We start from the raw sequence: 25,521 nt of genomic DNA, 5'->3' as shown, positions 1-25,521 counted from the left end.
CCATCTTCTAATTTATCTTAAAACTAGATAATCTCATCTTTCTGCTTTGGCAGCTCTATAACAAATCTGCATCCACCATATTCACGGTTTTCTGCTTTGATTGTTCCTCCGGCACTATCTACAATCCGTTTTACAAGTGCAAGACCTAGGCCATTTCCTTCTGCTTTATGAGATCCATCTACCTGATAGAACTTGTCAAATATTCTGGATTTTACATCATCCTCTATTCCTGGTCCTTCATCTTCCAGAATGAACTTAACAGAATCCTGTTCTTGTTTCAGAAACATCGTAATTGTCCCCTTTGAAGGGCTGAACTTAATCGCATTATCCAAAAGATTTATCCAGATATGCATAAAAAGTCCTTCATTCGCAGTATATTTAACTTCCTCCAATTCTACCTGAAAACCAATTTCTTTTTCTGTCCATTTTGTTTCCAATGAAAGAACTGCCTGGCGGATCTGTTCATCCAGACGATATTCTGTTTTTTTCATTGGTATATTCTGATTCTCTAACTTGGATAACAGCAAAATATTACCAACCAATCCGGAAAGTCTTTGGGTGTTAAATAAGATTTTTTCTACATATTCCTCTTGATCCGGAGACAGTTCTTCTCCCTGAAGCAGCATTGTATATCCTTCAATGGCATTAATTGGGGTCTTAAACTCATGAGAAACATTAGATACAAAATCCATCTGCAGCACCTCTGTTGCACGAAGTTCTTTTGTCATAACGTTAAAACTTTGATAAGATTCTCCAACTTCTGCTATACGGCTGTTCGTTTCCAAATGCTGTTCAAAATCTCCCTGAGAAACTTCCTTCATTGCTTTACTAAGTCTGGTAATTGGTTCCAGTAACTTTGCATTGATAAAGGAAGTGATCAGCCCTGCAATCAATGTATTGAAAATCAAAAGCCAGCCAAGCACAGGTATGCTGCCCGGCAGATTAAAAAAATGATTCAAAAAAGCAAATAATAAAGCAGATATGACTGTTGAAAATACAAGTGCCAGCCAGATTGCACCAGTCAGACAGGATCGGATCCGCAATCCTTTTTCTTTCTTTTGTTCCATTATTTTTTCACCACCTTGTATCCAATTCCACGCATTGTTACGATTTCAAAATCAGGGTTATCTTTAAAACGCTCTCTGATTCTTCCTATATGTACCTCTATCGTATGTGGGTCTGCCTCCGTCTCGTATCCCCATACTTCATCCATCAACTGTTGTTTTGTAAATGTTCTGCCTGGCGAAGCTGCAAGCTTATATAAAAGCAGGAATTCTTTTTTAGGCAAAACAAGACTTTCCTTATCAGTTGTAACCGTCATTGCATCATAATCAAACTCTGTTGAACCGATCACAATTTTGTGCTCATTCAGTATCTGTGCACGGCGAAGCAGTGCTCCGACTCTTAAAACCATTTCATTCACATTTACCGGTTTTACCATATAATCGTCACTTCCCGAAAGAAATCCCTGGCGCATATCATCAAAGGAACCTTTCGCAGTGATCATAAGCACTGGTATCTGATATCCTGCTGAACGAAGTTCTGACACTAGTTCATAGCCATCCATAACCGGCATCATAATATCAGAAATGATCAGATCAATATATTCCTTATCCAATACTTCTAATGCCTGTGCTCCATCCGATGCACTTTTGACTTGATATCCATTCTTCTCAAGCACTTTTTGGAATAGCTGGCTTAATTCTTTATCATCTTCTACAATCAATATTTGAAACACGTTTTCCTTCCTCCTTATTAAAACAGATACCTTGCCCATCCAAGCAGATGCTGTACCAAAAATATTTTTCTCTGACGTTTCTTTGTTAATTCGATTGGCTCTACATGATATGGATCATTATAAGTTCCGCCTTCTAATATCTGGCGGGACACTCTTTCATATTCCATCATGCCCTCTTCCAACTGTTTATTAATATCTTTACTGCGAATTACAAGCATCAGTTCCGTATCCAGATATGCACTTCTCATGTCCATATTAAAGGAACCGATTACAGACAGATCATCGTCAATCAGAATACTTTTTCCATGGTATGAATAACCGCCTTCATATTCCCAGATATTAATTCCTGTACTTAAGATTCTATTTCTGTTTTTCGCATAATCGGCAGCCCCAAATGGATTCCCATTATTCGCAACTGAATTTGTCATGATAGAAAAATCTGAAACGTTCTCTGCAATCTCCTCCCATGTATTATACATCATATCATTACAGATAATATATGGCGTGTGGATCTTCACACGATTTTTTGCATTTTTCATCAATTTTCCCAACTGATACCACACTACTGGTTCTTTGGAACCTGTGTGAATAGGATTTGACACTAATGCAATCTTTTCTGTCTCAAAAGTTTCGTCCGTGTAATCGGTATCGCAGATTCTTTCCTTATTCTCTTCAAAATATTTCTGATAGCCGTTCTGCAGCTCTAAAACTGCGTTCTTTACAGATTTTCTATTTGCCAGTTTTTTATTGTCATGAAAATAATCACTGTCTTCTTGTTCCCATATCGTTTCAAAATACTCTAACAACTGGTTAACTGAATTTTCTTTCTCAGGTTCATCGCAAACCACTAACACGTCTCTGTCATAGTTCTTATGTCCCGGAAAATCGCCCAGGAAATAATTGTATGTATTTCTTCCCCCAAGAATATATCTCTTTCCATCTGCAATCAAATATTTATCATGCATTCTACCCATCATTTTCCACGGTTTCAACGGATTGGCCTTATTATACAGTTTAATTTCAACATTCTCATGGGAAGATAATCCATAGAAATACGGATTTCCTTCCATATCAATCCAGCTCTCCATTCCATCTACTAACAGACGAATATGTACACCTCTGTCTGCCGCATCATGCAGTGCTCCTAAGATCAATTTTCCACTTTCATCGGATTGAAATGCAAAAGTAGAAAGAATAATTTCCTTTTTTGCATTCTTGATCAAACGCACTCTTTGTAAAAGCGCTTCTGGATTCTTTTCTATGATTACTGCCCGTTCTGTATTTTCACTGCATTCGTTCCATGACCCATTTTTTGTTTCTTTTTTGGTTGTATTGGACACTTCCGGCTGCTTTTTATATGCAACGCAGATTCCGAGCAATTCATAAAAAGCCACACATAAAAAAATTGCCAGTATAACAAGAAGGATTTTACATATTTTATGCTTTTTCATTGTACATCACCTGATTCCTTTTTATTTCTTATTCTTATTCATTAGCAATACAATACAATGGAAAACTCAATTTAACCTCAACAAGGTTTGTTTTTTCATCCATGCAAAATCTTCTTTGTACAACAGACTGTTAGATATAGCAAAAACGGCCTTTCAAAAACAGTTAACTTCTAAATCAACTGTTTTTTGAAAGGTCGTTTCATCAGATTCTTATAGCAATCCAGCAAATAATCTCATAAATAATTGTCCCAGTCGCAAATATGCACTTCGTCCGGTTTGATATTGGTCTGTCACATCACGACATTCTCCCATCGTTCTTATCAGATCATTTTTTATTTCCACAACTGCCTGACAATCTGCCATAAAACAGCCGTTTTCAAAATGGTGATATAAACTTCGATAATCCAAATTAATTGTTCCACAAGTTGCCATACAGTCATCTGCCACACTCATTTTTGCATGACAGAAACCAGGAGTCCACTCATAAACACGAACACCATGTTTAACTAATCCATGATAAAAAGAACGAGTTACATTATAAATGAATTTTTTATCAGGGATACCAGGTGTGATAATTCTTACGTCTACCCCTCGCTTAGCAGCCAGACATAACGCATGCGTCATTTCATCTGTTATGATTAGATATGGAGTCATAAACCAACAATATTTTTCAGCTTTATTTATCATACTGATATAAACTTCTTCTCCGACCTGCTCATTATCCATAGGACTGTCTGCATAAGGCTGAACAAAACCTGTTTGCTGTGCTTTATAATCGTAATGAATAATGTATTTACTAAAATCAGTATCATTCGTAGCTTTTTCACTAACAGCATTCCACATTTCTAAAAATGTCACTGTAAGCGACTGAACAGCATCTCCTTCTAAACGAATACCTGTATCTTTCCACTGTCCATACGGGTGTGTGTAATTAAAATATTCGTTTGCTAGATTATATCCACCTGTAAATCCGACTTTTCCATCAATAACTGTTATTTTTCTATGATCACGATTGTTCAAAAACAGATTTAAACCTGGCATAAACGGATTGAATACACGGCAATGAATTCCTATTGCCTCCATTTTTTTCACAAAATCTGTGTTAATAAAGCCTATAGAACCCATATCATCGTAGAATACTCTAACTTCCACACCTGCTTTTACTCGCTCTTCCAGAACATCTTGAATCTTATGCCATGCTTCAGCGTCTTCTATCGCATGATATTCCATAAAGATAAACTTTTGTGCTTTCTCCAAATCCTTAAGCTGTGCCTCTAATCCTTTCACTGCTTCATCAAAATACACAATATCCGTATTCTGATAGATTGGATACTGCGAATTTCTTTGTATATAACTTGCAATATTTCCTGCCTTCGGAATCGTTTCGTTTATTCTGTTTAAGCACTCCTGATTATCGGAAAGCATTGGTAACAATTTGCTATCAATTTCTGCATATCGCTCACGCATTTTATGTGTGCCGCCATTCAAACCAATCAATAAATATAGGCCTACACCCATAATTGGGAAAATTAAAATTAATATAACCCAAGGCATTTTCATGGAAGATGTCTTATCTGATGCATACAATCCCAAAACTAAAATTCCACTTAAAATCCTTGTAAATAGATTTATGATTTCTGCATATTCATTTAAGCGTGTTACAATAGTAATAATAAAAACTACTTCTAGAAGAATGCAGACTATGGAAAAACACAATCGTTTTACTCCGTTTTTTGTTTTCGCTTTTCCTTCTAAAGTATCTTGTTTCATATATATTCCAACCTTTCTATTCGATCAAATTTCTGCTTAAATTTCGTGGAACATACCAATTTTGTCTTTTATTCTCTGCATTTCATTATCTGCTTCAATGATAGCTCTTGCAGAATGAAGTAATTCTTCACTTATCTCATCATAGCCAGGCATTTCTTCAATTCCTTTTTTATAGCGAAGTTGATGTTCCAACGTTGCCCAGAAATCCATACCATTGGTTCGAATCTGTAATTCTACACGCATAGGTGTTTTACCCTTAGCAAAAAATACTGGTATTTCAACAATCATATGATAGCTTCGATAACCATTCGATTTTGGATTTTTTATATAATCTTTTATTTCAATAACTTTAATATCATCCTGTTTGGTAATCAAATCTGATATCATATAAATATCGTCAATAAACGCACAAACTATTCGAACGCCTGCTACATCATTGAGATATATCTGTATATTTTCTGTTGTAAATTCATATCCCATCTTCTGCAGTTTATTGTAAATACTATTGGGCTTCTTAATTCTTGTTTTTATAAAAGAAATAGGATTTCGATTGTTCTCAACTGAAAATTCATCATCCAAAACCTCAAGCTTAGTTTGTATCTCCCGAATAGCACAACGATACATCATCATTAAATTATAAAATTTTGTAGCATTATTTAAAAACTGTAGTGATTCCGGACTGTTCATCCTGAGTTTTTTTACTTCATCTTTTGTCATGGAACTTTCCTTTCTACCTCATCCCTGATTTCAAAACATTATTTATTAGCTGAAACGTTGCCCGAATACGCTGTTCTGTGCTCCATCTTTTAGCGAATCCAATCATAGTGTCTCCTTTCTTCCCACAGAGCCTTTATTTTCTGCGGCATCATTTAGCATCGTCGGAATAATACTCAATTGCTTTTTGCAGTGCCAAGAAATGCTTTCCAGTATATTTGATTGTCCTTTGTTCTCCCTGCATTTCTATCCTGCAGGTAATCAAATTTTCGTCATTTTCTTTCACATGGTAATCTTGTATCATCGAAATAAGCTCAGACAGATTCTTTTTTCCGTACTTAAATTCAGCAGCACAGTTAGGACATAGACAAAGAGAATTCCAACCTTCTGAAATGCTATGTTTGTACCTATCTGGAATAGCATTAGTCGGGAGAATATTGCAGGCTTCAAAATAAGGCTTTCCATTACTACGAAAAATCTGTTTTCCGCAGATTTGGCATTTTCCATAATATTGTGCCGCCAAGAAAGCTTTTTCTCCCTGATTACTCTCTGAGTAAACGTAGTGCAATCGCGGTGCTACCGCAGTTGTTCCCTCTAAGCCTTCCTGAAAGCTTTCTTCCAATTTTTTTCACGACGGTTTACATTTCGGACAGCGCCATATTCACCCAATGTTTCATCATCTGGTGCAGAATTAGCATCTATCTCCGTCTGTTCGCTGCTCTGACTTTCCAGCACTTGAATTAAAGATTTTGGTTGCTGTTCCTCCTTCATTTTCTTCTTCTGGAACTTTTGATAGGCTTCATACATCCAACGTAATTCATCGGGTTTCTTCAGCATTGTACTGACGAAATCCTGATAGGGTGTATCTACGCTTTGAATGGCAGCCTCTACTGCTTCATTTTCCTCGATAAAATTGAGTTGCGCAAACAATTTCCTACCGTGCCCAGTATAGACTGCGTGAAGTTCGGAACGTTTTAGCTCAGAAGCAATCTTTGCCGTTCCATCAGCGTCATATAGCCATTTTGCCGATTCCAACGCTACCGCTAATGCAGACGGAATATTTCCAAGTGTTGCAACACTTTTTCCGTTGAAATTTCTATCGTTTGCTCCTCGCATAGTGCCATATAGTGGATGGCTTTTTACGACATCATCCAAGTAATCAACGATTTCAAGCGATTTTTCAAGCGATACTTCCGAAAGCAATTCCCCAATATGATCAATCGCAAACGACCAATTCCAAATCTCTGGCTCAGTGGTTTCTATAATTTCAGTGTAGGTTTTATTAAATATTGCTCCACGTACCTTCACACACAAATCAGGATTGTACTGCGACAGCAATTCCAAATAGCTTCTTTTATCAACTTGGATTGACTTCAGAGTTACATTACATCCGATTTTTTTGAATACATCTGCTGCCACATATTCCTTATATCTGTCAGATACCCACTTCAAATTCACCCCATGAAGTAACTGGCTCTCTTGTGGTGTCCGATTTACCATTTCATCAGGCAAATAGCAGGCTGTAGGTGGCATCCATCCTGCATTACTCAGTACGATTGGTACATTTTTTAGAATCTTTCGAACCTCTGTTTCATTTTCCTTTAGCGCACGCTTGATAACCGAGAAATGTTCAATATTGTCTTCAAAAGGAATATCTGTATCCTCTGAATCTTCCCCGTAAAAGCACACCACATCATCTTTCAATTCTTGAACAGCATTGTACTCTCCAATTCCAAGTGCGTCTGTATAAAACTCATACCCACGTTCATCGTAAAGAATCGAATTTCGAATTTTGTTTTTACAAGAAATCGGATTATTTATATAAACCTGCGCAACGCCCTCATACTGGCAGCAGATATGTCTACCATCTTGAAGGCGAACAAGGGGAATTGTACGAGCATCTACTTTATCCCTCAGCTTCAAGAAACCAGTGCAAGTAGGATAAATAACATCCAGCAGATGCAAGAGCCATTCATCAGATTGTTTCTCAAGTATTTCAGCACCCAGTTTTGGAAGAACATCTCTCCAACGCAAGACCTTGATACCTAATGTATGCGTCAAGTATTCCCATAACCGTGCGTAGGCCTCTGTACAAACATCTGCTTTAACCCAGCAAACACGATTTTCATTTTCACTTTGCAATATCTCTTGTGTAATGCTTTCAGGTATATTTTTTGCATACGGCAGGACGGCTTCTGGGACTGAGCAATAATCATTATCTTCCGTTTGAAAAAGCCGAACGCCCTCTTCAAACAACTTTTTCCCGGTGTAGTAAAGTCCCTGTAGTGTTTCTTCTCTGCAATCATCCTCCAGTGGATAGACATTGTTAAGGAACTTGAGCGTTACATAGCCGTGTTCAAGCAGCCATTTTATACTATCGGCAAACAATTGATTTAACTGTTTTGAAAGAACTTTGTTGATTTCATTATGGCGAACATTGTCGCGAGCCGGTGTAGTAGAGAACGGGGCATGGATATAAAAAGACAAATGTGTTTCAACAGATGTTGGGAAAAAAACATAAAGATAATGCTGATTAGCAGGTATCACATATTTTTTTCCATCTTCTGCTTCTGCCAAGCTATATCCTATTAAAATCGGCTGGCTGTCCGTTGTATGGAAAACAAGCAATTCTTTTTCTTCATTATAGGGCTCTTCAATAATATGAATGTGATCGACGAATTCAGATAGGGGATTACTTTGCTTGACAATGGTCCACTCTTCTTCAGTTGGATAAACCTTGCAACCTATTTTTTTGATATTATGGAGTGCGAAAAGAACATCTGAAGAAATGTACTTTCTTAAGGCAATTTCAATATCACAATTAGCGACATCGGCATTCACATTGCCGTCAAATGGCAAAATGAGAACTGTATTCCCTTCAGAGGATATATTGTTTTCGGCATACGGAAGAATCAAATTTTGAATTCTAAACGCATATTGTCCAGAATAGATAGCTGGCGTTTTGGTATACGCATAAACCGATTTGAATCCAATGCCAAATCTTCCAATTTTACCGGAGTCCGGCTCATCCTTTGTTGACCGTATACCACATATCCCTCGAATATCGGCTTCTGTAAACGGCTTTCCATTATGGCACAACACAAGACGATCAGGGTAAAGATTAAACGTCAGATATGTTGCTCCTGCATCCTCGGCATTCTGAATCAACTCATAGATAAAATGCGTCCGGTCACTATATTGATCCACCAAAATGCGTGGAGCCCACTCTTCAAATTTTGAACCATAATCTTCAATGTGCTGTTTTCGAATTTCAGCAAATAAATCTCCCATAGTACTTCCTCAAATTCAATCAGCAGACAGTAATAATGCCCTTCACCAAGGTGTTTTCTTCTACAGTTGCACGTTCCTGAATATCGGACAATTCCTTTAGCCTTTCGTTCTTCTCATCCTCAAGACTGCTAAGCTGACTCTTGTACATACGCAAAATATTGGCATCTGCTACATTTTGAATTCTCGCCGTCAAATCCTCTTTTCGGAATTGATAACTTTTCAAAACGGCTGCACGGCGGTAATCACACTTTTCCCTTACGTCTGCCTTGAGTTGAGTAACAGCCTGCTGCCATTGCTCACGCTTTAACCGAGACAGCTTTTCCCATTGATTCTCTGCACACGCATCAGGAACATCTCGATAATCTGCAGTTTCCAATAAATCGCAAAAATCCGATGCCGACAAGCTGATGTCAGAGATAGGAACAATCCGAACTTCTTTTCGCATCCCGATGATTATCCGTTCTTCTATTAAGAACGGATAATCTCCGCAATTAACAGGGTAGTCATTGGCGCTAACAAAAAGCTGTATATAGACCTCTTGCTTTTTATGAAGTTCCATCGCCGCCATTTTTACAAGGGGATGCACTGCGGTGAAGAAAATGGCATTCCTATCACGTGCAGCTTCTTCTTGGTCGAAGGTCACAGAAACTCGCGTATCGTTTCCCTTTAGATAGTCTAACCATTGGTTGTACATTTCCGATTTTTTCATACCGGAACTGCGAAGCAACCGCTTTAGTGTGGCTCTATTCTCGCCACTCAATGTCAAAACCTTATGCGCTCCATCGCCTTGAATGTAATTTTTCTTTTCCCCAAGGACTTTATTAAAGTAGTCAATCACAAGCGCCTGAATATATCTTTCGCCAATCCACGGATTTTCTGCTTCTGTAACACTGCGATCCATTACATAGCCAGACAAGTCAATGCCAAACAGTTCCTTGCTTTCATCTTCGAGCTTTTTCATCTCGCTTGCTCTGGAGACTTCGTTATCTGCAATTTTTTCAATCTTTTCTTCACGTTCTTGTTGCGTGAGCGTAGAATCAAAAATTGCTTCGTTGATTTGCTGGGTCATATCGCCCAAAATGCCTGCGCACTCACCGATGGAGTTTTCAAAAATACCAATACGCTCCAAGCAACGGTGATAGATTTTCGCATCAATGGTTCCTTCGGTTACAATATTGCAAATGATAACGGTATCACTCTTTTGACCACGTCGATCAATACGACCAATACGCTGCTCAATCGCCATCGGGTTCCACGGGAGGTCATAGTTAATCATAAAATCGCAGAACTGATAATCCAGACCTTCGCAACCAACCTCGGTAAACAGTAAAATATCCAATGCATTAGCATTGTCTGCTGGAAGTTCAAATCGTTTGCGGAGATCCAAGCGTTCTTCGTCTTTAACGCTGCCGTTTACTTGTGCCACGCGATAGCCGCGCTCAACAAGGTGCTGCTCCAAGTAGCGCAGTGTATGGCGGAAAGAACTGAACAGTATAATTTTATTGTTTGGCTGGTGAGACTTATTTTCTATCACCTCAAACAAACGATCCAATTTTTCGTCTGTCTGAGGAAGATTTTCCGACAATTCGATTACATAATTCGCCATCTTGCGGAAATCAGCCTCAAGACCGCCCAATTTGATGTTTTCAAGATCAGCTACCGAGACGTTCCCATCTTCGGCGCAATAATCAGACAAAACATCGGCCAAGCGCCGATTCACCATTCCCTTAAGCAACGGTGCAAGTCCAAAAATGCAGCTGGACGCCTGACGCATCAGTGTGCTCATCATAAATGTTAGGGGAACACTGCTGTGCAAATAGCTAAGTGCATTAGATTCAAAGTCCATCAACGCATCATACAGCTTTTGTTGTTCTGCGGTAAAGTTGACAGAAATACTTTGAGGACGACGCACGCAGAAATCATTCTGTATATCCTGTCTGCGGGTTCGGTTGATCATTCCCGAAAAACTGTGCAGTCCTTCAACATCGTGAAGGATACCAATACGCGCTGTACGATCAAGCGTCTCTCCGCTTTTTAGCTGTGTCATCACATTTTTGTAAGTTGGATTTTCTGCAATAACACTACGACCCCAGCTGGTCTGCGCGGCATTAGTTAAATGCTCAGCAGATTCGGAACGCCAGTTGTTTGCCTGATGCCGAATCAGTCGTGCGGCCGCGTTGATTTCCGCATTCGGTTCCTGCATTTCCCTAAAGGTCTTTTTATCCAGAATCACATCCGGGCGCAAAGCGTTCAGCAGCGTATACAAATCATCATCGTCCGTCTGCACAGGTGTTGCGGTCAGCATAACAACGGCATCAGCGTTATCAGTAAAATAGCGTGCAACCCTGTAAGCGCCAGTATTGGAATGGCGCATATGATGTGCCTCATCTATGATAACAAGATCAAAATGGACAGGATCTTCCAAGTCCAGCAAGCCTTTTTGCTTGCCCTTACCATTGAGAAGTTCCTTTGTCATCAGCGAATAAGGCAGAATCATCTTGCGCATGGCCATCGGCCATTCGCCCTCTCTATCATATTCATTGATTGCTTCTCGGAGAGTCACACCATCCAGCTCGGTAAAGTTCTCATCAAACCGTTTCATTTCGGTACGCCACTTGTGCTCAGCGACCAGCGGCTTGGGGCAAATAATCAGAACGGATTCAAAATCTTCATTACGGGCCTGCAATTCGCGAAGAATCAGTCCAGCCTCAATCGTTTTACCGACACCAACACTATCCGCGACCAGAATGCGCGGACGCTCGGAATGAATCATCTTCAATGCCGGTCGGAACTGATACGGAACAAAATCCACACGCGCCGCATTCAAGGAGTACAACTGATCGTTAGACGGGTTGCAAAGCTGCTGTGCGGTCAGAAGCACCTTTAGTTCATCAATGGTGACATTGTACCGCTTCGGGGTTACATCATTGAGCAGCAGTTGGTCGGCATAAAGAGTCTCAACCCTGTTATTGACCCAGACACTATACTCTGCCTTGTCGCCCTCACCACGGATTTGCATAATGGGTCCCATCTGGCTGGGGTCGCTCTTTTTGTGAACAATCGTCCCCACAGCAAAAGGCTGCGCCATTGCCTTTACAGGCTGCGCTGCAACACGCACCTCCGCTGGTTTAGGCTGAACGCTGACTGGCTCCGGAATACGGATAGGGTTAGCATGCTCCGGGTTAATAAGTGTAGCCCGGAACTCCTTGGCTTCGTTGATGTCGCTTCTATCACCATCGAACAGTTCCATAAAGTTGATGTACCTTGTCATAGCGACTTTAATCTTCTCTTCCGAATAGTCAAGCAAAGTCGTATGTGCCACATCATTACGAACCTGAAACATCTGCCGGATGGCATCCTTCATTTCATGGTAATTCGTAAAATACTCATAGTTGCCAAGAGGGTACAAATTGCGCTGAATCACACGCAGCAAAGCTTGCAGATCAAGACCGTCAAGTGTAGTTATATTGTTGCGCTGCACCTGTTCCAACTGCATATCAGACAAGTTGGTGCAAACCGTAGTTTGCCACCAGTCATGTGAATCGATTCTTTTCAAGCGCGGCTCCAGCCAGTTACGGCACAGCTGCGCGGCTTTAATGAGGTACTCATTCATTTTTGAAATAGCTGTTGCGTATTCCATGATTTACACTCCTCACTGTTTCACGATGTCGATTTTCACCGGGCGCTTTTCGGCTGTTTCTCCCGTCTCCTTGTCTACCAGCAGGAAATAATAATTGCGTTCGCGCGAATACGGATTATTTTTCAAAGTCAGCACCACATCAGTATACCGTTCTTCATCCCGGCAACCGGCCAGTTTGTCGGCTGCGATGGTGCGCTTTGTCGAAATGGTATCGCCCATTTCGTTTACGATACGGACCTCATAATTTGCCGGCAGGACTGTGTCCGTCACCAAATCCGACTGCAAGAATTTCAGGGGAACTCTGCGATCCATAAGAACTTCCGGTGTGGGCAGCAGGGAAATACCCGCTTTCGTGGTTTCCACGCGACCGGATTGTGTACGGATGTTCAATACAGGAATCACCATTTCCTGCACCGATGCACCGCCATGCACATAGTTCTGACCGCCACCGGCGATTTTGAAAATCGAGCTGCCCAGCGGCGTATATACCGTGCGGGTATCTTTGGTTTTCAGAACTTGTCCCAAGGGATAGCCGACTGCACCGGCGATTGGCGCAGTGCTGTCTGAAACGATAAAACGCTTATTCTTGATTTCAGCCTGCGGCAGGTTGATGACCTTATCACTCTCCAAAATCGGGTCATGCTTGTACAGGAATCCGTGGTCCGCCGTCACAATAAAGTGGCGGATGTTTGCATTGTCGCTCAGGCGGCGGATTTCTTTATACAGTTCCTCCACGGCTTCTTCGCAGGCGGAGAAAACTTCATTTTCTGTTCGAGCCTCATCTCCGCGCGCGTCAATCTGGTTGTGGTAAACAAACACCACATTTTTGCCGGAGAAATAGCTGCGCAGGTCATCGCGCCGCATATTCTGCATCTGGTCGAACTGGATGCAGCTGTTATTTTTGTCGGATGCCTGCAAAATGCTTTCACGCGCTGCGGTTCCGTTTGTCTTTTTGCCGAGAATCGTCACCGTGCTGTCCGGCTGAAGCTCCAAGCTGACATGGGGCAGCAGCGCAGCCATGCCCAGCTGCGTATAGGACGGCACTGTGCTGACTGCAGGGGTCAACTTGGCATCGCATTTGGCATCCAATGCCAGCTTCTCAAAAAGCTGCTGTGCCACTTCATAGCGCATGGCATCCGATATAAACACAACGATGCGTTCCCGCACACTGCTGACGTTTGTGCTGTAAAATGCAATCTGCCGTTCGGTCTGGAATGTCGTCAGGTCGCGGGACAGGCTCTGGCACCAATGCACCGTCAGCGGGTCAAGGAAGTTGTTGGTGTACACATTTTCCACTAACGATTGCAGCTTCTCGATGTCCTGCGTCCGTTCGATCTTCCCATAGCTCAAATAGAACTTGCGGTAGGCGGTATCCATCTGCCACGCGGTATCTTTATACTGCGCAACCAATGCGTCAATGCCATCCACCGGTGCAAAGTGCAGCGCTTCAAGAATGGTGCAGGCGTTCGCCAAAAGACTGTACTGCTCTGCGCGGGCGGGCTTGGAGCCAAAATACGTCTTGCTGCGCTCCTCACAGATGCGTTTGATGCTGCGGTCTTTGAGGCAGGCAGACGTGTTTTCTTCCAGCAGGCGGTTTATGATCCAGCTGCCGATCTGTTCCTCGGCGGCATCAAAGACCGTGCAATCCAGCAACAAATCTGGGTTTGTATGCTGCAACTGCCCAAGCGTCTGCATGGCGTTCAGCTCCTGCGCGGCCACGGTGGAGAATTCTTCAAAGCGCGGCTGGTCGGGCAGGTAGTTCATCATGCTGTCAAGGAAAGCCAGCACTTCGCCTTCCTCCGGCAGGCTGCGGTCCCCCCATGCGTCCGGGGCATCAATGTCCATTGCGTGGGCGGCATAGGTGGCAAACAGGCACGTCACTAAATCCTTCAGGCTCTTTTCTGCCGGATTATAACCGAACAAACGGCGGCAGACCTGCCAAAAATCACTCACCAGCCCAAACTTAGAAAACGCCAGCAGCGATTCATTCTCGGCATCCAAGGAACCGCGCAGTACGCTGCGCACCACTTCTTCCGGCTTCGGCGGGCATTTGCACAGCACGGCCAGCATTGCCAGCGCAAAGGTGTCCTCGGTATAGACCGGTGTGCCAAAATCGTAAAACTTCTTGGCACGATCCTGCGCGGCAAAGAAGCTGATATGCTCCTTCAAAAAGAGCTTCGTTCTTTCATCCAGATTGAAGTCCTGCGCAATCATCGTCACCCTGTCGGTAGAATACTCCTGCGAATAAAACAGCATATCGGCAAGGTGATTATCCTCCAGCGCGGGTTTTGCGTAGGGGGCATAAATCAGGAAACTCTCGTCCGGGTGCTCCAGTTCCAGCATCCATTTGGTGGCGAACTGTGTGTTCGGTTCCATGTGGTAGATCGTCACATCGGGGATGTTCAGCTGCTCTACCTCATCTTCAAAGCTGGCAGATTCATCGTACCAGAACACCAATTTGCGGTGTTCGCCCGGCGTAAACATAATCCGAAGGCGATCTTCTATCTGGCGCAGTGTCGTTTTAGCCATGCGGGTTCATCGTTCCTTTATCTTGTAGTATAAACACCAATACACCGGAGGCAGAATTGCACCCCAGTGTATCGGCGGTTTGTTATTTAAGGGGTGCAAGCACGTTCAGGTTTTTGCCATCGGCGGCGGTCTGTGCCTTGACATAGTTGACCTTTACACCATCGTCAAGGTCAAGGGAGATGCGCAGACCGGCAAGGTGGGCGATATTCTTCTCGTACTTTTCGCACTCGGCCTGCTGTAACTTCAGCTTATCCAGACGCTTTTGGGCAAGCGATACCGTGCGGGCATCGCTGCTGGCAGAAATGACGTTGTTTTCCTGCACGATCTGCTGGGCATAGGTGCGCAGCAGCGGACTGAGATAGTTGTTGTTGACGCGGCCGGTGGTATCGGCATCCCAGCGGTGGAGGTAGACCAGCGCCTTGAAGCCATTCTTCTTGCCGCTGTCAAACATCCAGTAGATGGGGCGCTTCTGGTAAATCTTGCAGTGGTCTGCAAAGAAGTCCTTCAGGAAATAATTGCGGATGATTTCACGGCTGGTGTTGCCCTTGTTGCCCAACGCCTTGGCAATGAACGCAAGGTTTTCTTCCAGCGACGCTGCACCGAACACTTCTTTTATGAAGTCTACAACACGGTTCACAAGGTCATTTTCGCCGAAATATTCCTCATCGCACAGGGGAACCACATTATCGGCCACAGGTTGGAACCGGGAGTATTTACCGGCATCCCATTCACCGCCGGCATAGGCAAGACCGGGCTTATCCAGCGAGTAGCGGCCAAGGATGCAGCCGACTGCGTAGGAGAGCAGGCTGCGGATGTCGCGGCTCAAATCGGCTTTGCGCACGGTGACGTCCTTATCCTCGACTTCGGGGGTCAGTTCATCCTGCAATCCATAGATGTCGATGAAGATGCGGTTGAGTTCTTCCTCGTTAGCTTTGAGCTTGGCGAAGCGGTCATTGCACTCGCCCTGCCAGAGCATATAGCACAGCTCCACCGGGCAGGAGACTTCGGGGCGCTCGCCGTTGTAATAGTAGTCCATCGTGGCGGCGATGGACGTACAATCCCACAGGTCATGTGACCATTTTACAAGCGGATGCTCGGCAAAGTCCCACGATGTTTCGAAAGAGTCCCAATCAGATTTTGCAAGGTCTATATTTTGTCTGACAATATCATCTGTATTTAGCCTTTTCTCGCTTTTATATGGCACTTTCCAAATACTATCAATCGGATAACTAACAGTCGGGTTTATCATATTCAATATCAAATTGAATACAGATGAGTTCATAAACGCCATCACGTTATAATTGAAATCGCGATGGAAAAATATAGTGTTTGACGCAACATCACTAAGTACATTTTCCGGTAAATATCTGCAGCTAAACTTATCACTACCAATAAGAGGCCACAAAATTCCCTTTACAAAATAATTTTCAGGATTTCGAAGCCGATAAGTATCCCTACTAATGGTTGCTCGAATATTAAGTGCGTTATTTTCAAAATCTACAACGTGCTCATAGCCACCATACCACTTATGATAGCCGCCGCCCTTATTATAGTAATACCACTTGTTTTTACTCGTCGAAAGACTTTGTAGCGTTGGTTTTGATGCGGTCTTCTTTTTCGCTACTTCATACCACAAGCGTAAAAACAAATCGTTATTTCCCGTTTTTATTCCCGGATTTAACTCAACACTATTTCCTAATGGTGCAGTGTGACCCAAGACATTTGCAAACGATTCTTTGCACCAGTATGCAAGTATTTTATTGGGGAGTTGTCGAAAGATTTCATTTGAAGACACGTAAACATCTTTTGCGTTATTGAAATTCAATTGCTTTTCTTCGGCTGTTGCATAACCCACAAGTCGGTCGTATTTTCCCTTGAAATCATTAACCCTGTGTTTATCCAACACAAAGGCTGCTGTTCCAAAGCCACAATCAAAAGCCTTAAATCCAAGATGAACAATATTCTCGATAATGAAATTATTGAATATATTTTCTCTGATGCCCAAGTAGGTATATAAAAACATCCATGATTCCGGTGTAACCATGGAGACTTTTTCGCGAGTCATCTCCATACAGCGTTCTTCAAAAACCGCAAACAAATCTGCTTTTGAATTCGAGTAGTTCTTTTTAAGATAACTGCTAAGTGCCGGGGAGTAATTTCCCCCCATGTAAGGCGGATTCGTCACGACCACATCATACTTTTGGCCCATGGCTTCGCCAATATTAATTAATGGCTTCAGCCTAGCCACAGTTTTTTCTAGTCCGACACTTTCCATCGAAACCTGCGCATCTTCACCGGCAACATCCGCGCAGCTGCGCAGCAAGTCCCAGTTATAACTGCCCATATTCAGAATGGAGCCGTACTCTTTTGCATCTGTCAGCGTATCCAGCAGCCCTTCCAGCTGCAAGCGCGCCTCATTGCGCTCAAAGTCAGAAAGCCCATTGCCGAAGAATTTCAGCTGGTTGCGGTTGATACCGTTGCTCTCCTTAATATCATACACCTTGGGCTGCGGAATCTTGCTGCGGTCAAAGAAGCCGCTGTCATACTCACGCGCTTTCATCATCACAGAAAAATAGGCAATCTGTGCCGCGCGCTTGTCAATGTCCAGACCAAAAAGGTTGTTTTCCAGAATAGAGCGCACAGCCTCACGGCGGGAGTAGCCATTGTCCAGATAAATCTGCATCAGCACATCAAACAGATAGCACAAAATATGGCCGCTGCCCATGCAGGGGTCAATGACTTTCAGCTGTTCCGGCTCAATGTTGGCATATCGGGCGCGAATCTCTGCAAGCTGCTGCTCCACCTGCGGTTCCTGCTGCGCTTCATCCAGATAGTATTTCCACTCGGATTTATCAAAGTCCGGGTGTCCCTCATACCATAAGCGGCCAAGGCTGTTTTCGACCATGTAGCGCACGATCCAATCCGGGGTAAACAGCTGGGTTGCGGCAGGAATGTTCTCTTTGCTGATTTTGATATTCTTTTTCAAATCAGCAAACACCTTGTCTTTGGGATCGGTGTTGTAATACTGGTACATCCAGCCAATAACCTGTACCTGACCGACAGGATTACCGTCATCGCCCTTGGCGTGAATATCAAACCACGCTTCGTCTATATCATGGACCAAGCGGTAAACCACACCGTTGGGGTCATTGAAGCTCAAAACAACCAGCAGTTCCGAAAAGCTGTCATCGCCATTTAGATTTTCAAACAGATAGGGCAGGATGCGGTTCAAATCATTGCACTGCTTGAAGAACAAGAAGCGGAAAAGGTCATCCTCCTTGTTCGCATCCTGCAAGGCAAAAATCTGCTGTTTTTCGTTCTCGTCAAACTCCAAATCGCCAGCGAAAGGAGACTTAACCAGATCCGGCAGATTCTGCCCCTTGATTTCGCTGGAAAGAACACGCACCGGGATATAGCGGTTGACCTCCATAAAGCGGATGGCAATCAAGCGGTTGAACCATGTGTAGGCCATTTCCTCCGCAAACTGGTCAAGCTGCTGCTTGGTGTTGGCAGCACCGTAAAATCCGCGCAGATGCTCCACCAGATTGCGGTATTGCTTCACATAGCGCTCACCCTTGATGGTCTGCGTATTGCCGTTGCCAAGGTCAAAAATCAGCGCACTGTCCGTGCCGGTCTGCGGCTCCAGAATGCCGTTTTCCGTAATGCCATACAGCCCCAGCTGGAATTTAACATCTTCGATCAACTTGCGGCGGGCGTCCACCGCAAATTTTTTAAGGGATGCCTTTTCCATAGTGTTCCTCTTTTCGTTGTTGTCGGAAAATCCTTACCAAATATCCACGTTCAAGGTATCGCCATTGCTCAGCTTTTGCTCCAACGCACGGCGCAGCTTTTCAATGTAATCGTCCAGCTCTGCCGTGGTATTGATCTGCCACGATGCCGGTGTCACGTCCTGAATGCTGACCGTAACGCGGCGGCGAACCACCGGCGTAGGCTGAACCGGCGCGGGAGCCGTACCACCTTGATTGCTGGATGGAGACGGTGTAGGCACCACCGGCTGCTGCGCGTTCTTGTAGTCGTCGATTTTGTTGAACCACTGAATCTTATTTGTATTTGCATCGGCTTTCAGCAGCACCAGATCATTCAGGTTCTGTACATTTTCAACCTTGCTCACCGCCGCATCGCGTTCGGCTTCCACCGCCGACTGGAAGCGCTGCTTGCACTGGTCGGTGTCAAGATACTGGAGAATACGGTCATAGCAGCCTGCCACATAATCCTTGGCCGGGGCAATTTCCTGCGCTTTCAGCGCATTGTACTTGTCCATAAACTCGCTGCGCAGGGTAGACAGGGTGCGGATTTTTTCGTAGGGTTCTGCCATCGCCAGAATCTTGCTCATGGCATCCGCAGCCTTTTTCACTTCGTCATCGTGAATCTGGCTCTGGTTGTTTTTGTACAGTTCAACGGCTGCATGGGCTTCGCGGAAGTTTTTGATCTGCCCCCCGTTGAAAAAGTCCCGCAGGTACTCATACGATTCCTTGAAATCGCGGTAGTTATCCTGCTCATCCTCCAACGCGGTATAGAAAGCATCCGTATTGGTCGGAATGGTAAGCGCCAGCATCAGCGCTTCGCCAGCCTGCACCGTGGTTTTGCCGGGCAGATAAGGCTCTCTTTCGTAAGCCGACTTCTGTTCATTCAGACTGCGAAGCATTTTATCGCATTCGCTTTGCAGCTCATGCATCAAATCCTCGTCATCGTCAGACGAAACGCCCTTATTGAACAGGTCGCGCATCATATCGCGGACAAGGCGTTTCTGCTTGTCCGTGGCGTGCTTGCGAATATCGCACAGCAGGCGTTCTTGGAATTCCACCCTCGTAAACAGACGCTGGAACTCCTGCGGGTTTCTGCTGCCGGCGCTGATTTGTTCATGGTTCATCGTCAGCGTCAGAATGCCGTCCACAAACAGCTGTGCAACAAGCCATTCCACATCCACCGGCAGGAATCCATACGGTTCTTTCGTGAAAATGTTCAGCAGTGTTTTCAGGGAAGTGACCGTATGCGCCATAGAATTGCGCTCAATTTTGGTGCGAATATCTTCCAGCGCGCGGCTGTTATTGGTACCGGCACCACTCATGTGCAACTGCCCAATATCGGCGAACAGCTTGCCAATATCCTGCTCTGATACGGCCTTATCAATATCCGTCAGGTGGTTGAACAGGCGCTCCACCTGCTGCTTAAAGGCATCGTTCAGGCGGGTTTCAAAGTCGCGGGAGCTGCCGGGCAGCTTTGTGCCGTACACGAAAATATCCGCTTCCGTGAGGGCCTGCTTTAAGAATACTTTAACGTTCTGGCGGCGTTCCTCGACTTCCTCCTGTTTGGCATCGCAAATCGTCCGGTACTTGGTAATACGACCGGCGGTGCCGCTGCGCAGATAATTCTGAATCTGCAACATGGTCCGCAGCTCATTGTTCAGGCGGGTGTCATCATGCAGCAGCACAAAAATCGTGTGGTCGCCGCTTTCACCGGCAGAAAGCATCTTCAAGCGGTTCTCGTCTGCATCATCGCCGCGCGAAGTAATGATCTTGACGGTAACGGCATTGTCCGGGCGGGAGAGGGCATCGTATTCGTCAATCTTGCGGTTGAAGCCGAAGGTGTATCTGCCGTTCAAATAGGGATAGCGGTACTTGTCCGCGCGGTAGTTCTCATCAAAAATCAGAGAAGCCAGCTCACGGTTCATCTCGGAATCTTCAACCTGACGCTGTGCGATTTCACGGTTGACTTCCTGCTCCTCGTTGGTCAGGAAAATGTAGTTATCACCGAGGTTCTGCACCAGTTGCTGCTGTACCAGTTTTTTCAGGGCAATCTCAACGCGCTTTTCCAGCTGGTAGCGGTCCTCGTCCATCCGGGAGGCCATCAGCGTTGCAATGTTCTGCACGGTGGGAGCCTTAAACTCCTGAACATTCTTAACCATGAACAGGACTTTGAGCACTTCGACCTCGAAGCAGATTTCTTCGCGGTCCGGGTTCAGATAATTGTTCCGCAGAGCGTTGGTAATTGCAATGGAGGTCTCGTGGTCAACCAGTGTCGAAATTCCCTGATAGAACGCGCTGAAGGGAACCAGAATGCCTTCTTCCTCGTTCTGGATTCTTTTGGAAGTGCTCAGATACATACTCAGCATCGAACGCTCACCATAGGAGCTGTTCTTGCCGGGGCTGCTGAACAGGCGAACCGCATCCAATACTTTACCTAACAGGTTAAACTGATAGGGTACAAACGGATATACGTCCGCAAAATCTGCCGCGCTTTCGTAAAGTTTCATTTCCGGCATATCACCGGAGAATTTGACGATAGTGTTTAAGGCATCCACTTTCTGGGGATAAATGGATTCCAACTCTGCCTGTGCTGCGGCGTTCTTCTTCAGAATACGCTTTTTAACGACCTCCGCCACATCGCTGGAGGACAAGGACAGGCGCGTATCAAAACGCCCCTGAATTTTAGAGAAGTCTACTGCATTGACAACTTGAATCTTGTCGATGGCTTCCTGCGCCGTGACGAGCATCCACGCTTTGCCTTTGCATTTGCCCGCCAAGTCATGCTCCAGCGCTTGGAGATCCAGCATCATATTGGAATCATCACCAATGTACTGGCCGACCTCATCAACGCAGAAAACAACATGATGGTCGTTGCCCTTGCGTTCAATATGCTTTTGCACGAGCTTAGCAAAATCTTCAGTGCTGATGCTGTATTCTTCACCTACGCGGTCACACCAGCTGCGAGCAGCATCCTCACTCATAATACCCTGCTCAACCATCGCCTGAACAAAAGCATCCTGCTCAATATCAATACCGGCTACAGCATCTTCCCAATTTTCAAAGGTTAGCTCGCAAACACGCTCACGGAATTTTTCGAGTTTCCCCTCTGCATCCAGCTTACGCTCTAAATCGGCCATACGGGGATACTGGTAGGAATAGCCCAACTTTTCATTGAAAGCACGGAGAAACACCATTGTGATGACATCGCGCTTGGCTGCACTGCTGGTGCGGCTCTTGGAGGCAATGTCAAACAGGATAACATCAGTGTCAACGCTTTCGGCAGCACGGATGTCATCCAACACCTTTTGGCTTTCAATTTTGTTGTCCTCGATGAAATAGTCGAGCGCTGGCTTGCCGTCAACCTCATCATCATCGATCAGATAGGAAAGCATCTTCAGAAAGTGCGATTTACCACTTCCGAAGAAGCCGGAGATCCAGACACCAATGCGGTCGGTATTGGCCCCAATGCCCAAACGATAATTTGAGAAAAATTCCGCAAAGTGCTTTTGGAGTTCCTGCGTCACAACATATTCCTGAAGTTCCAGTTTGACGGTGGCGTCATCAACCTGACCGGGTTTAACAACCGGTTTAATGTCACGGTTGATTGGTTTCGCAAACATCTGACCAATATTCATATCGGTTCCTCCCATTACGCGTTCCTTTAGATAGGCTTCGCGCGGTAATTGTTGCCGTCCTTTACTTCTCCAAAGAGATACAAATAACCATCTTCGTATTTGCCGGGGAACATCATAAGTACGATTCCCTGTGCCAGACGATCATGCAGGTCATTCAAGATTTTGTGCGAACGCAGAAGTGGGTAGCATTTCCCTACACCTGTTAGAAGAATGATAGAATCTTCTTTTGGTATGTGTTCCACAATATAGTTCAACATAAGATCCATCGGCAGACCGATGTGCAATACACTATTAGCAGCGTTGACAACGCGCGTCATACTACCATAACGCATCTCCAACCCCTCATATTTTTTTCGGGGATGCTTATCTACCAGCAGAGTGGTCATAATCTTATAGAGGTCAAACTCTACCACTGGCCGATGGTTTTCTTGCAACATTTCAACTTCCCGTGCAGTCCAGTGCCGGACTTTCATTTCATCTTTTGGGTCATAGCTGAACACATAATATCCAGCCTCACCGCCGAGTCCGGTTGTTGTTTCTGTGGAAATTGTATGTAGAAAGTCATCGAGCTTATTTAACTTCTGATCCGTGTTCATTCATCTGCTCCTGTGATGGCTTGTAAGTATGCACTCATATCATGCTCTTTCAGATAACGCTTTACCGCTACACTTGGCAGGGGTGGAATGATTTTTTCACCCATAAGAAGCCCTGCATCATTGAGCAGTCTACGGTACGACTGGGACAGCTTCCGAATTGTAGTATCCTTCCATTGACTTATTTCCTCAGATGCGTTCTGCATAAGCCTAAAGAAGGATAGTACTTCGCTAGATTCCAAACGATCTGCACCGATAATCAGTTTGTCCCTGTATGTCCGGTACATAAACATAAAAAACAGTTTGTCATCAGCCATAATTGACAACAACACCATCAGCTTTTGACCAGAAATACTCTGTTGCATAAAAACATCTCGCCACTCTGGCTCGAATTGCATTACTCGGCGTGATACGCAGGAGAGAATTTCTTTAACGCGATATTCTTTTGCCGCCGGAAACAAGTTCATCTGTAGAGCCTGTGCTTTTATTTCTTCCGTCGTATATCCTTTATTCAATTGTTCCGCGTAGGTCTTATATTCATAAAACCAAAACGGTTTTGAAACCAGCCCAGCAGAAAAGCGTTCTTTATCTTTCATTCCACCCATAAAGCACTCTCACAATGGTCATAATAGTCGAAATCATCACTGTGTACAACAAACTGCCGCCAATACAGAATCGGTCATGTATCATATCACTCAAATATTGCTAATTACACTAATGCAATTATAGCAAATTTCAATAAATATGTCATCTGTTATTTGACATATTTCGCAAAATGCTTCATTATTCGCCACGATGCTTTTTCTATGCCTATATACATTCTACCTTTTTGACAGTCCGATAGTCTGTACTTTCAGCAGTAATTTCATCATTTCGGCATTATGCATATATTTGACAAATCAATATCAGGCGTTACTACATATAAAAAGCCCTCTCCTCCCTAAGAGAAGAGGGCAATGCTCTTATTCAGTTGGTTCTTCTTTCAAGAGCCGCCGCAGTATGTGTAAAAACTCGTTTGCTTCTTTTCCATCAAGAGAATTGTAAACAGCATTGGCATACCATTCTGGGCGGGTCATCGTAGGCTGAAAAGTTCTTGCGTATGTCTTACCACTACGGACAAAACCAGCCTCTTGAACCATTCCCTTATCCATCAGCCCATTTAGTAACGTAAAAATGGATCGTTCCTTAAATGTCATCTCTCCGCTATCAGATGCCACCATCACAATTTGTTGCTGAGATAATGGCTCCTTAACGCTCCAAAGGATGTTCATAATCTGATCTTCCGCTTTCGTGATATGAAATGGTCTAGTATTTTCCATAATTTGCCCCCAATAAATGCTGTATATGTTTATCATATTAAATTTTCTGTCAAACGTCAACAGCATCACTTAACAAAGTGATATTTATCACCTTAAAATATGTCCAACATTGGAAGACATTATTACAAAACCTCTTTGCAACAGATATTCAGCGCTCAGACCAACATATTTGCCTATATGCTATTACCGCCACTTCCGCTTTTCTTCATAGTGGCCTCTTTTACGTTTATGTACCTGTTTATCAGTTTCCGCATAGATGGAAAATTTATTGAAGTCCCACCAAAACCACTCCAGCATGAGACCGAACAAATCCTCATCACCAAAATAGCTGTACTCGTTGCACAGGTTCATCATCGTCCCATAATAGCAGGAAAGCAACCACTTCAAGTCCTCCTGATTATGATTTTTAGCGCCCTTAAAGTGCTCATCAAAACTATTCATTGCACCGTCACCCTTTTAATCCTTCCAACTTATTCGAAAGGCGCCTCCGCTTACGGTAGACGTTCGATACAGAGCAATCAATTTGCAATGCGATTTTGCCTATATCCAGCGCCAAGAGATACACCAGCAGTTCTTTTTCTTCCTGCTTCAAACGCTGCAATCCCTGCTGAAGCGCCACTTCGATTTCCACTTCACGGAACATCTCGGCAGCACGCTCATCTTGAGGCTCATCCAGAATATTATCAAGTGAAATCGTTACAATACTTTTCCTCTTATGGGCAGCATAGCGAATTGCTTGCCACTCCAGCCGCCGCGTAATGTACTTGGTGAAGCGCCCCTTCAGAACGCTATTCTCATTCTTTTCTTCGTCAGACATTTGATCGTATAATGCCAGAAGTTCATCCTGAATCATAATACATCCTCCGTTTACTTGTTTTTTGGGGAAAACAAGTAAAGGAGGAGGCGCACGAGCCATTCCGGAGCCAAACAGACATAGTATAATAAAAAACAGGCTCCAAAATTGGCACACGTTTGTCACTTCCCCTCAAAAGGTAAGAGAACAAATCGGCTGAAATTTTGGAGCCTATTTTTTCGATTTTACAAAATGTTAACAATTAATATTCAGAGGTTTCT

Annotated in this window: 16 protein-coding genes; all 16 read right to left on the bottom strand. The window is 44.0% G+C overall.

Annotation, left to right across the window (positions count from 1 at the left end):
• Positions 1–23 precede the first annotated feature (23 nt).
• The 16 genes from OGM67_07475 to OGM67_07400 all read right to left on the bottom strand — a co-directional run bounded on the left by OGM67_07475 (position 24) and on the right by OGM67_07400 (position 25,300).
• Positions 24–1,067, bottom strand: a complete 1,044-nt coding sequence (locus tag OGM67_07475; GenBank protein ID UYJ36136.1) for a HAMP domain-containing histidine kinase — start codon at positions 1,065–1,067, stop codon at positions 24–26.
• Positions 1,067–1,777, bottom strand: coding sequence for a response regulator transcription factor (locus tag OGM67_07470; protein UYJ36135.1), 711 nt, complete (start codon positions 1,775–1,777; stop codon positions 1,067–1,069). The genes OGM67_07475 and OGM67_07470 overlap by 1 nt, the downstream gene beginning before the upstream one ends.
• Complete coding sequence (locus tag OGM67_07465) at positions 1,756–3,189, bottom strand: phospholipase D family protein (protein UYJ36134.1); 1,434 nt, start codon at positions 3,187–3,189, stop codon at positions 1,756–1,758. Before OGM67_07465 ends, OGM67_07470 begins: the two co-directional genes overlap by 22 nt.
• Before the next feature lie 210 nt (positions 3,190–3,399).
• Complete coding sequence (gene cls, locus OGM67_07460; GenBank protein UYJ36133.1) at positions 3,400–4,959, bottom strand: cardiolipin synthase; 1,560 nt, start codon at positions 4,957–4,959, stop codon at positions 3,400–3,402.
• A gap of 36 nt (positions 4,960–4,995) precedes the next feature.
• Positions 4,996–5,676 (bottom strand): GTP pyrophosphokinase family protein, encoded by a 681-nt coding sequence (locus tag OGM67_07455; protein UYJ36132.1) that lies wholly within the window; start codon positions 5,674–5,676, stop codon positions 4,996–4,998.
• A gap of 148 nt (positions 5,677–5,824) precedes the next feature.
• On the bottom strand, positions 5,825–6,295 hold the full coding sequence (locus OGM67_07450; protein ID UYJ36131.1) for a hypothetical protein: 471 nt from the start codon (positions 6,293–6,295) through the stop codon (positions 5,825–5,827).
• Entirely contained in the window at positions 6,268–8,964 is a 2,697-nt protein-coding gene (locus OGM67_07445) for a hypothetical protein (protein UYJ36130.1), read from the bottom strand. Before OGM67_07445 ends, OGM67_07450 begins: the two co-directional genes overlap by 28 nt.
• A 19-nt stretch (positions 8,965–8,983) precedes the next feature.
• Positions 8,984–12,604: a helicase-related protein gene (locus OGM67_07440; protein UYJ36129.1), complete on the bottom strand. Its 3,621-nt coding sequence runs from the start codon at positions 12,602–12,604 to the stop codon at positions 8,984–8,986.
• A gap of 12 nt (positions 12,605–12,616) precedes the next feature.
• On the bottom strand, positions 12,617–15,133 hold the full coding sequence (gene pglZ / locus OGM67_07435; protein UYJ36128.1) for a BREX-1 system phosphatase PglZ type A: 2,517 nt from the start codon (positions 15,131–15,133) through the stop codon (positions 12,617–12,619).
• Positions 15,134–15,215: 82 nt separating this feature from the next.
• Positions 15,216–18,884, bottom strand: a complete 3,669-nt coding sequence (gene pglX, locus OGM67_07430; protein ID UYJ36127.1) for a BREX-1 system adenine-specific DNA-methyltransferase PglX — start codon at positions 18,882–18,884, stop codon at positions 15,216–15,218.
• 33 nt (positions 18,885–18,917) lie between these two features.
• Positions 18,918–22,535, bottom strand: a complete 3,618-nt coding sequence (brxC, locus tag OGM67_07425) for a BREX system P-loop protein BrxC (GenBank protein UYJ36126.1) — start codon at positions 22,533–22,535, stop codon at positions 18,918–18,920.
• A 26-nt stretch (positions 22,536–22,561) separates the two neighbouring features.
• Positions 22,562–23,131, bottom strand: coding sequence for a DUF1788 domain-containing protein (locus OGM67_07420; protein ID UYJ36125.1), 570 nt, complete (start codon positions 23,129–23,131; stop codon positions 22,562–22,564).
• Complete coding sequence (locus tag OGM67_07415) at positions 23,128–23,733, bottom strand: DUF1819 family protein (protein ID UYJ36124.1); 606 nt, start codon at positions 23,731–23,733, stop codon at positions 23,128–23,130. The genes OGM67_07420 and OGM67_07415 overlap by 4 nt, the downstream gene beginning before the upstream one ends.
• A 357-nt stretch (positions 23,734–24,090) precedes the next feature.
• Positions 24,091–24,447, bottom strand: a complete 357-nt coding sequence (locus OGM67_07410) for a BlaI/MecI/CopY family transcriptional regulator (GenBank protein UYJ36123.1) — start codon at positions 24,445–24,447, stop codon at positions 24,091–24,093.
• Positions 24,448–24,630: 183 nt separating this feature from the next.
• Positions 24,631–24,888, bottom strand: coding sequence for a hypothetical protein (locus tag OGM67_07405; protein ID UYJ36122.1), 258 nt, complete (start codon positions 24,886–24,888; stop codon positions 24,631–24,633).
• 7 nt (positions 24,889–24,895) lie between these two features.
• Complete coding sequence (locus tag OGM67_07400; GenBank protein UYJ36121.1) at positions 24,896–25,300, bottom strand: hypothetical protein; 405 nt, start codon at positions 25,298–25,300, stop codon at positions 24,896–24,898.
• Between the last annotated feature and the right edge of the window lie 221 nt (positions 25,301–25,521).

Source organism: Oscillospiraceae bacterium, from assembly GCA_025757985.1.
In the GTDB taxonomy this organism is placed as follows: domain Bacteria; phylum Bacillota; class Clostridia; order Oscillospirales; family Ruminococcaceae; genus Gemmiger.
The sequence above is the reverse complement of the archived record's forward strand: the minus strand, read 5'-3'. Positions and strand labels throughout refer to the sequence as shown.

What these genes read in the sequence shown, in the direction of transcription:
- OGM67_07475 (UYJ36136.1), bottom strand. Translation starts at nt 1,067, where the DNA reads ATGGAACAAAAGAAAGAAAAAGGATTGCGGATCCGATCCTGTCTGACT.
- OGM67_07455 (UYJ36132.1), bottom strand. Translation starts at nt 5,676, where the DNA reads ATGACAAAAGATGAAGTAAAAAAACTCAGGATGAACAGTCCGGAATCA.
- OGM67_07445 (UYJ36130.1), bottom strand. Translation starts at nt 8,964, where the DNA reads ATGGGAGATTTATTTGCTGAAATTCGAAAACAGCACATTGAAGATTAT.
- cls (UYJ36133.1), bottom strand. Translation starts at nt 4,959, where the DNA reads ATGAAACAAGATACTTTAGAAGGAAAAGCGAAAACAAAAAACGGAGTA.
- OGM67_07470 (UYJ36135.1), bottom strand. Translation starts at nt 1,777, where the DNA reads ATGGGCAAGGTATCTGTTTTAATAAGGAGGAAGGAAAACGTGTTTCAA.
- OGM67_07405 (UYJ36122.1), bottom strand. Translation starts at nt 24,888, where the DNA reads ATGAATAGTTTTGATGAGCACTTTAAGGGCGCTAAAAATCATAATCAG.
- OGM67_07440 (UYJ36129.1), bottom strand. Translation starts at nt 12,604, where the DNA reads ATGGAATACGCAACAGCTATTTCAAAAATGAATGAGTACCTCATTAAA.
- pglX (UYJ36127.1), bottom strand. Translation starts at nt 18,884, where the DNA reads ATGGAAAAGGCATCCCTTAAAAAATTTGCGGTGGACGCCCGCCGCAAG.
- OGM67_07420 (UYJ36125.1), bottom strand. Translation starts at nt 23,131, where the DNA reads ATGAACACGGATCAGAAGTTAAATAAGCTCGATGACTTTCTACATACA.
- OGM67_07410 (UYJ36123.1), bottom strand. Translation starts at nt 24,447, where the DNA reads ATGGAAAATACTAGACCATTTCATATCACGAAAGCGGAAGATCAGATT.
- OGM67_07465 (UYJ36134.1), bottom strand. Translation starts at nt 3,189, where the DNA reads ATGAAAAAGCATAAAATATGTAAAATCCTTCTTGTTATACTGGCAATT.
- OGM67_07415 (UYJ36124.1), bottom strand. Translation starts at nt 23,733, where the DNA reads ATGGGTGGAATGAAAGATAAAGAACGCTTTTCTGCTGGGCTGGTTTCA.
- pglZ (UYJ36128.1), bottom strand. Translation starts at nt 15,133, where the DNA reads ATGGCTAAAACGACACTGCGCCAGATAGAAGATCGCCTTCGGATTATG.
- OGM67_07400 (UYJ36121.1), bottom strand. Translation starts at nt 25,300, where the DNA reads ATGATTCAGGATGAACTTCTGGCATTATACGATCAAATGTCTGACGAA.
- brxC (UYJ36126.1), bottom strand. Translation starts at nt 22,535, where the DNA reads ATGAATATTGGTCAGATGTTTGCGAAACCAATCAACCGTGACATTAAA.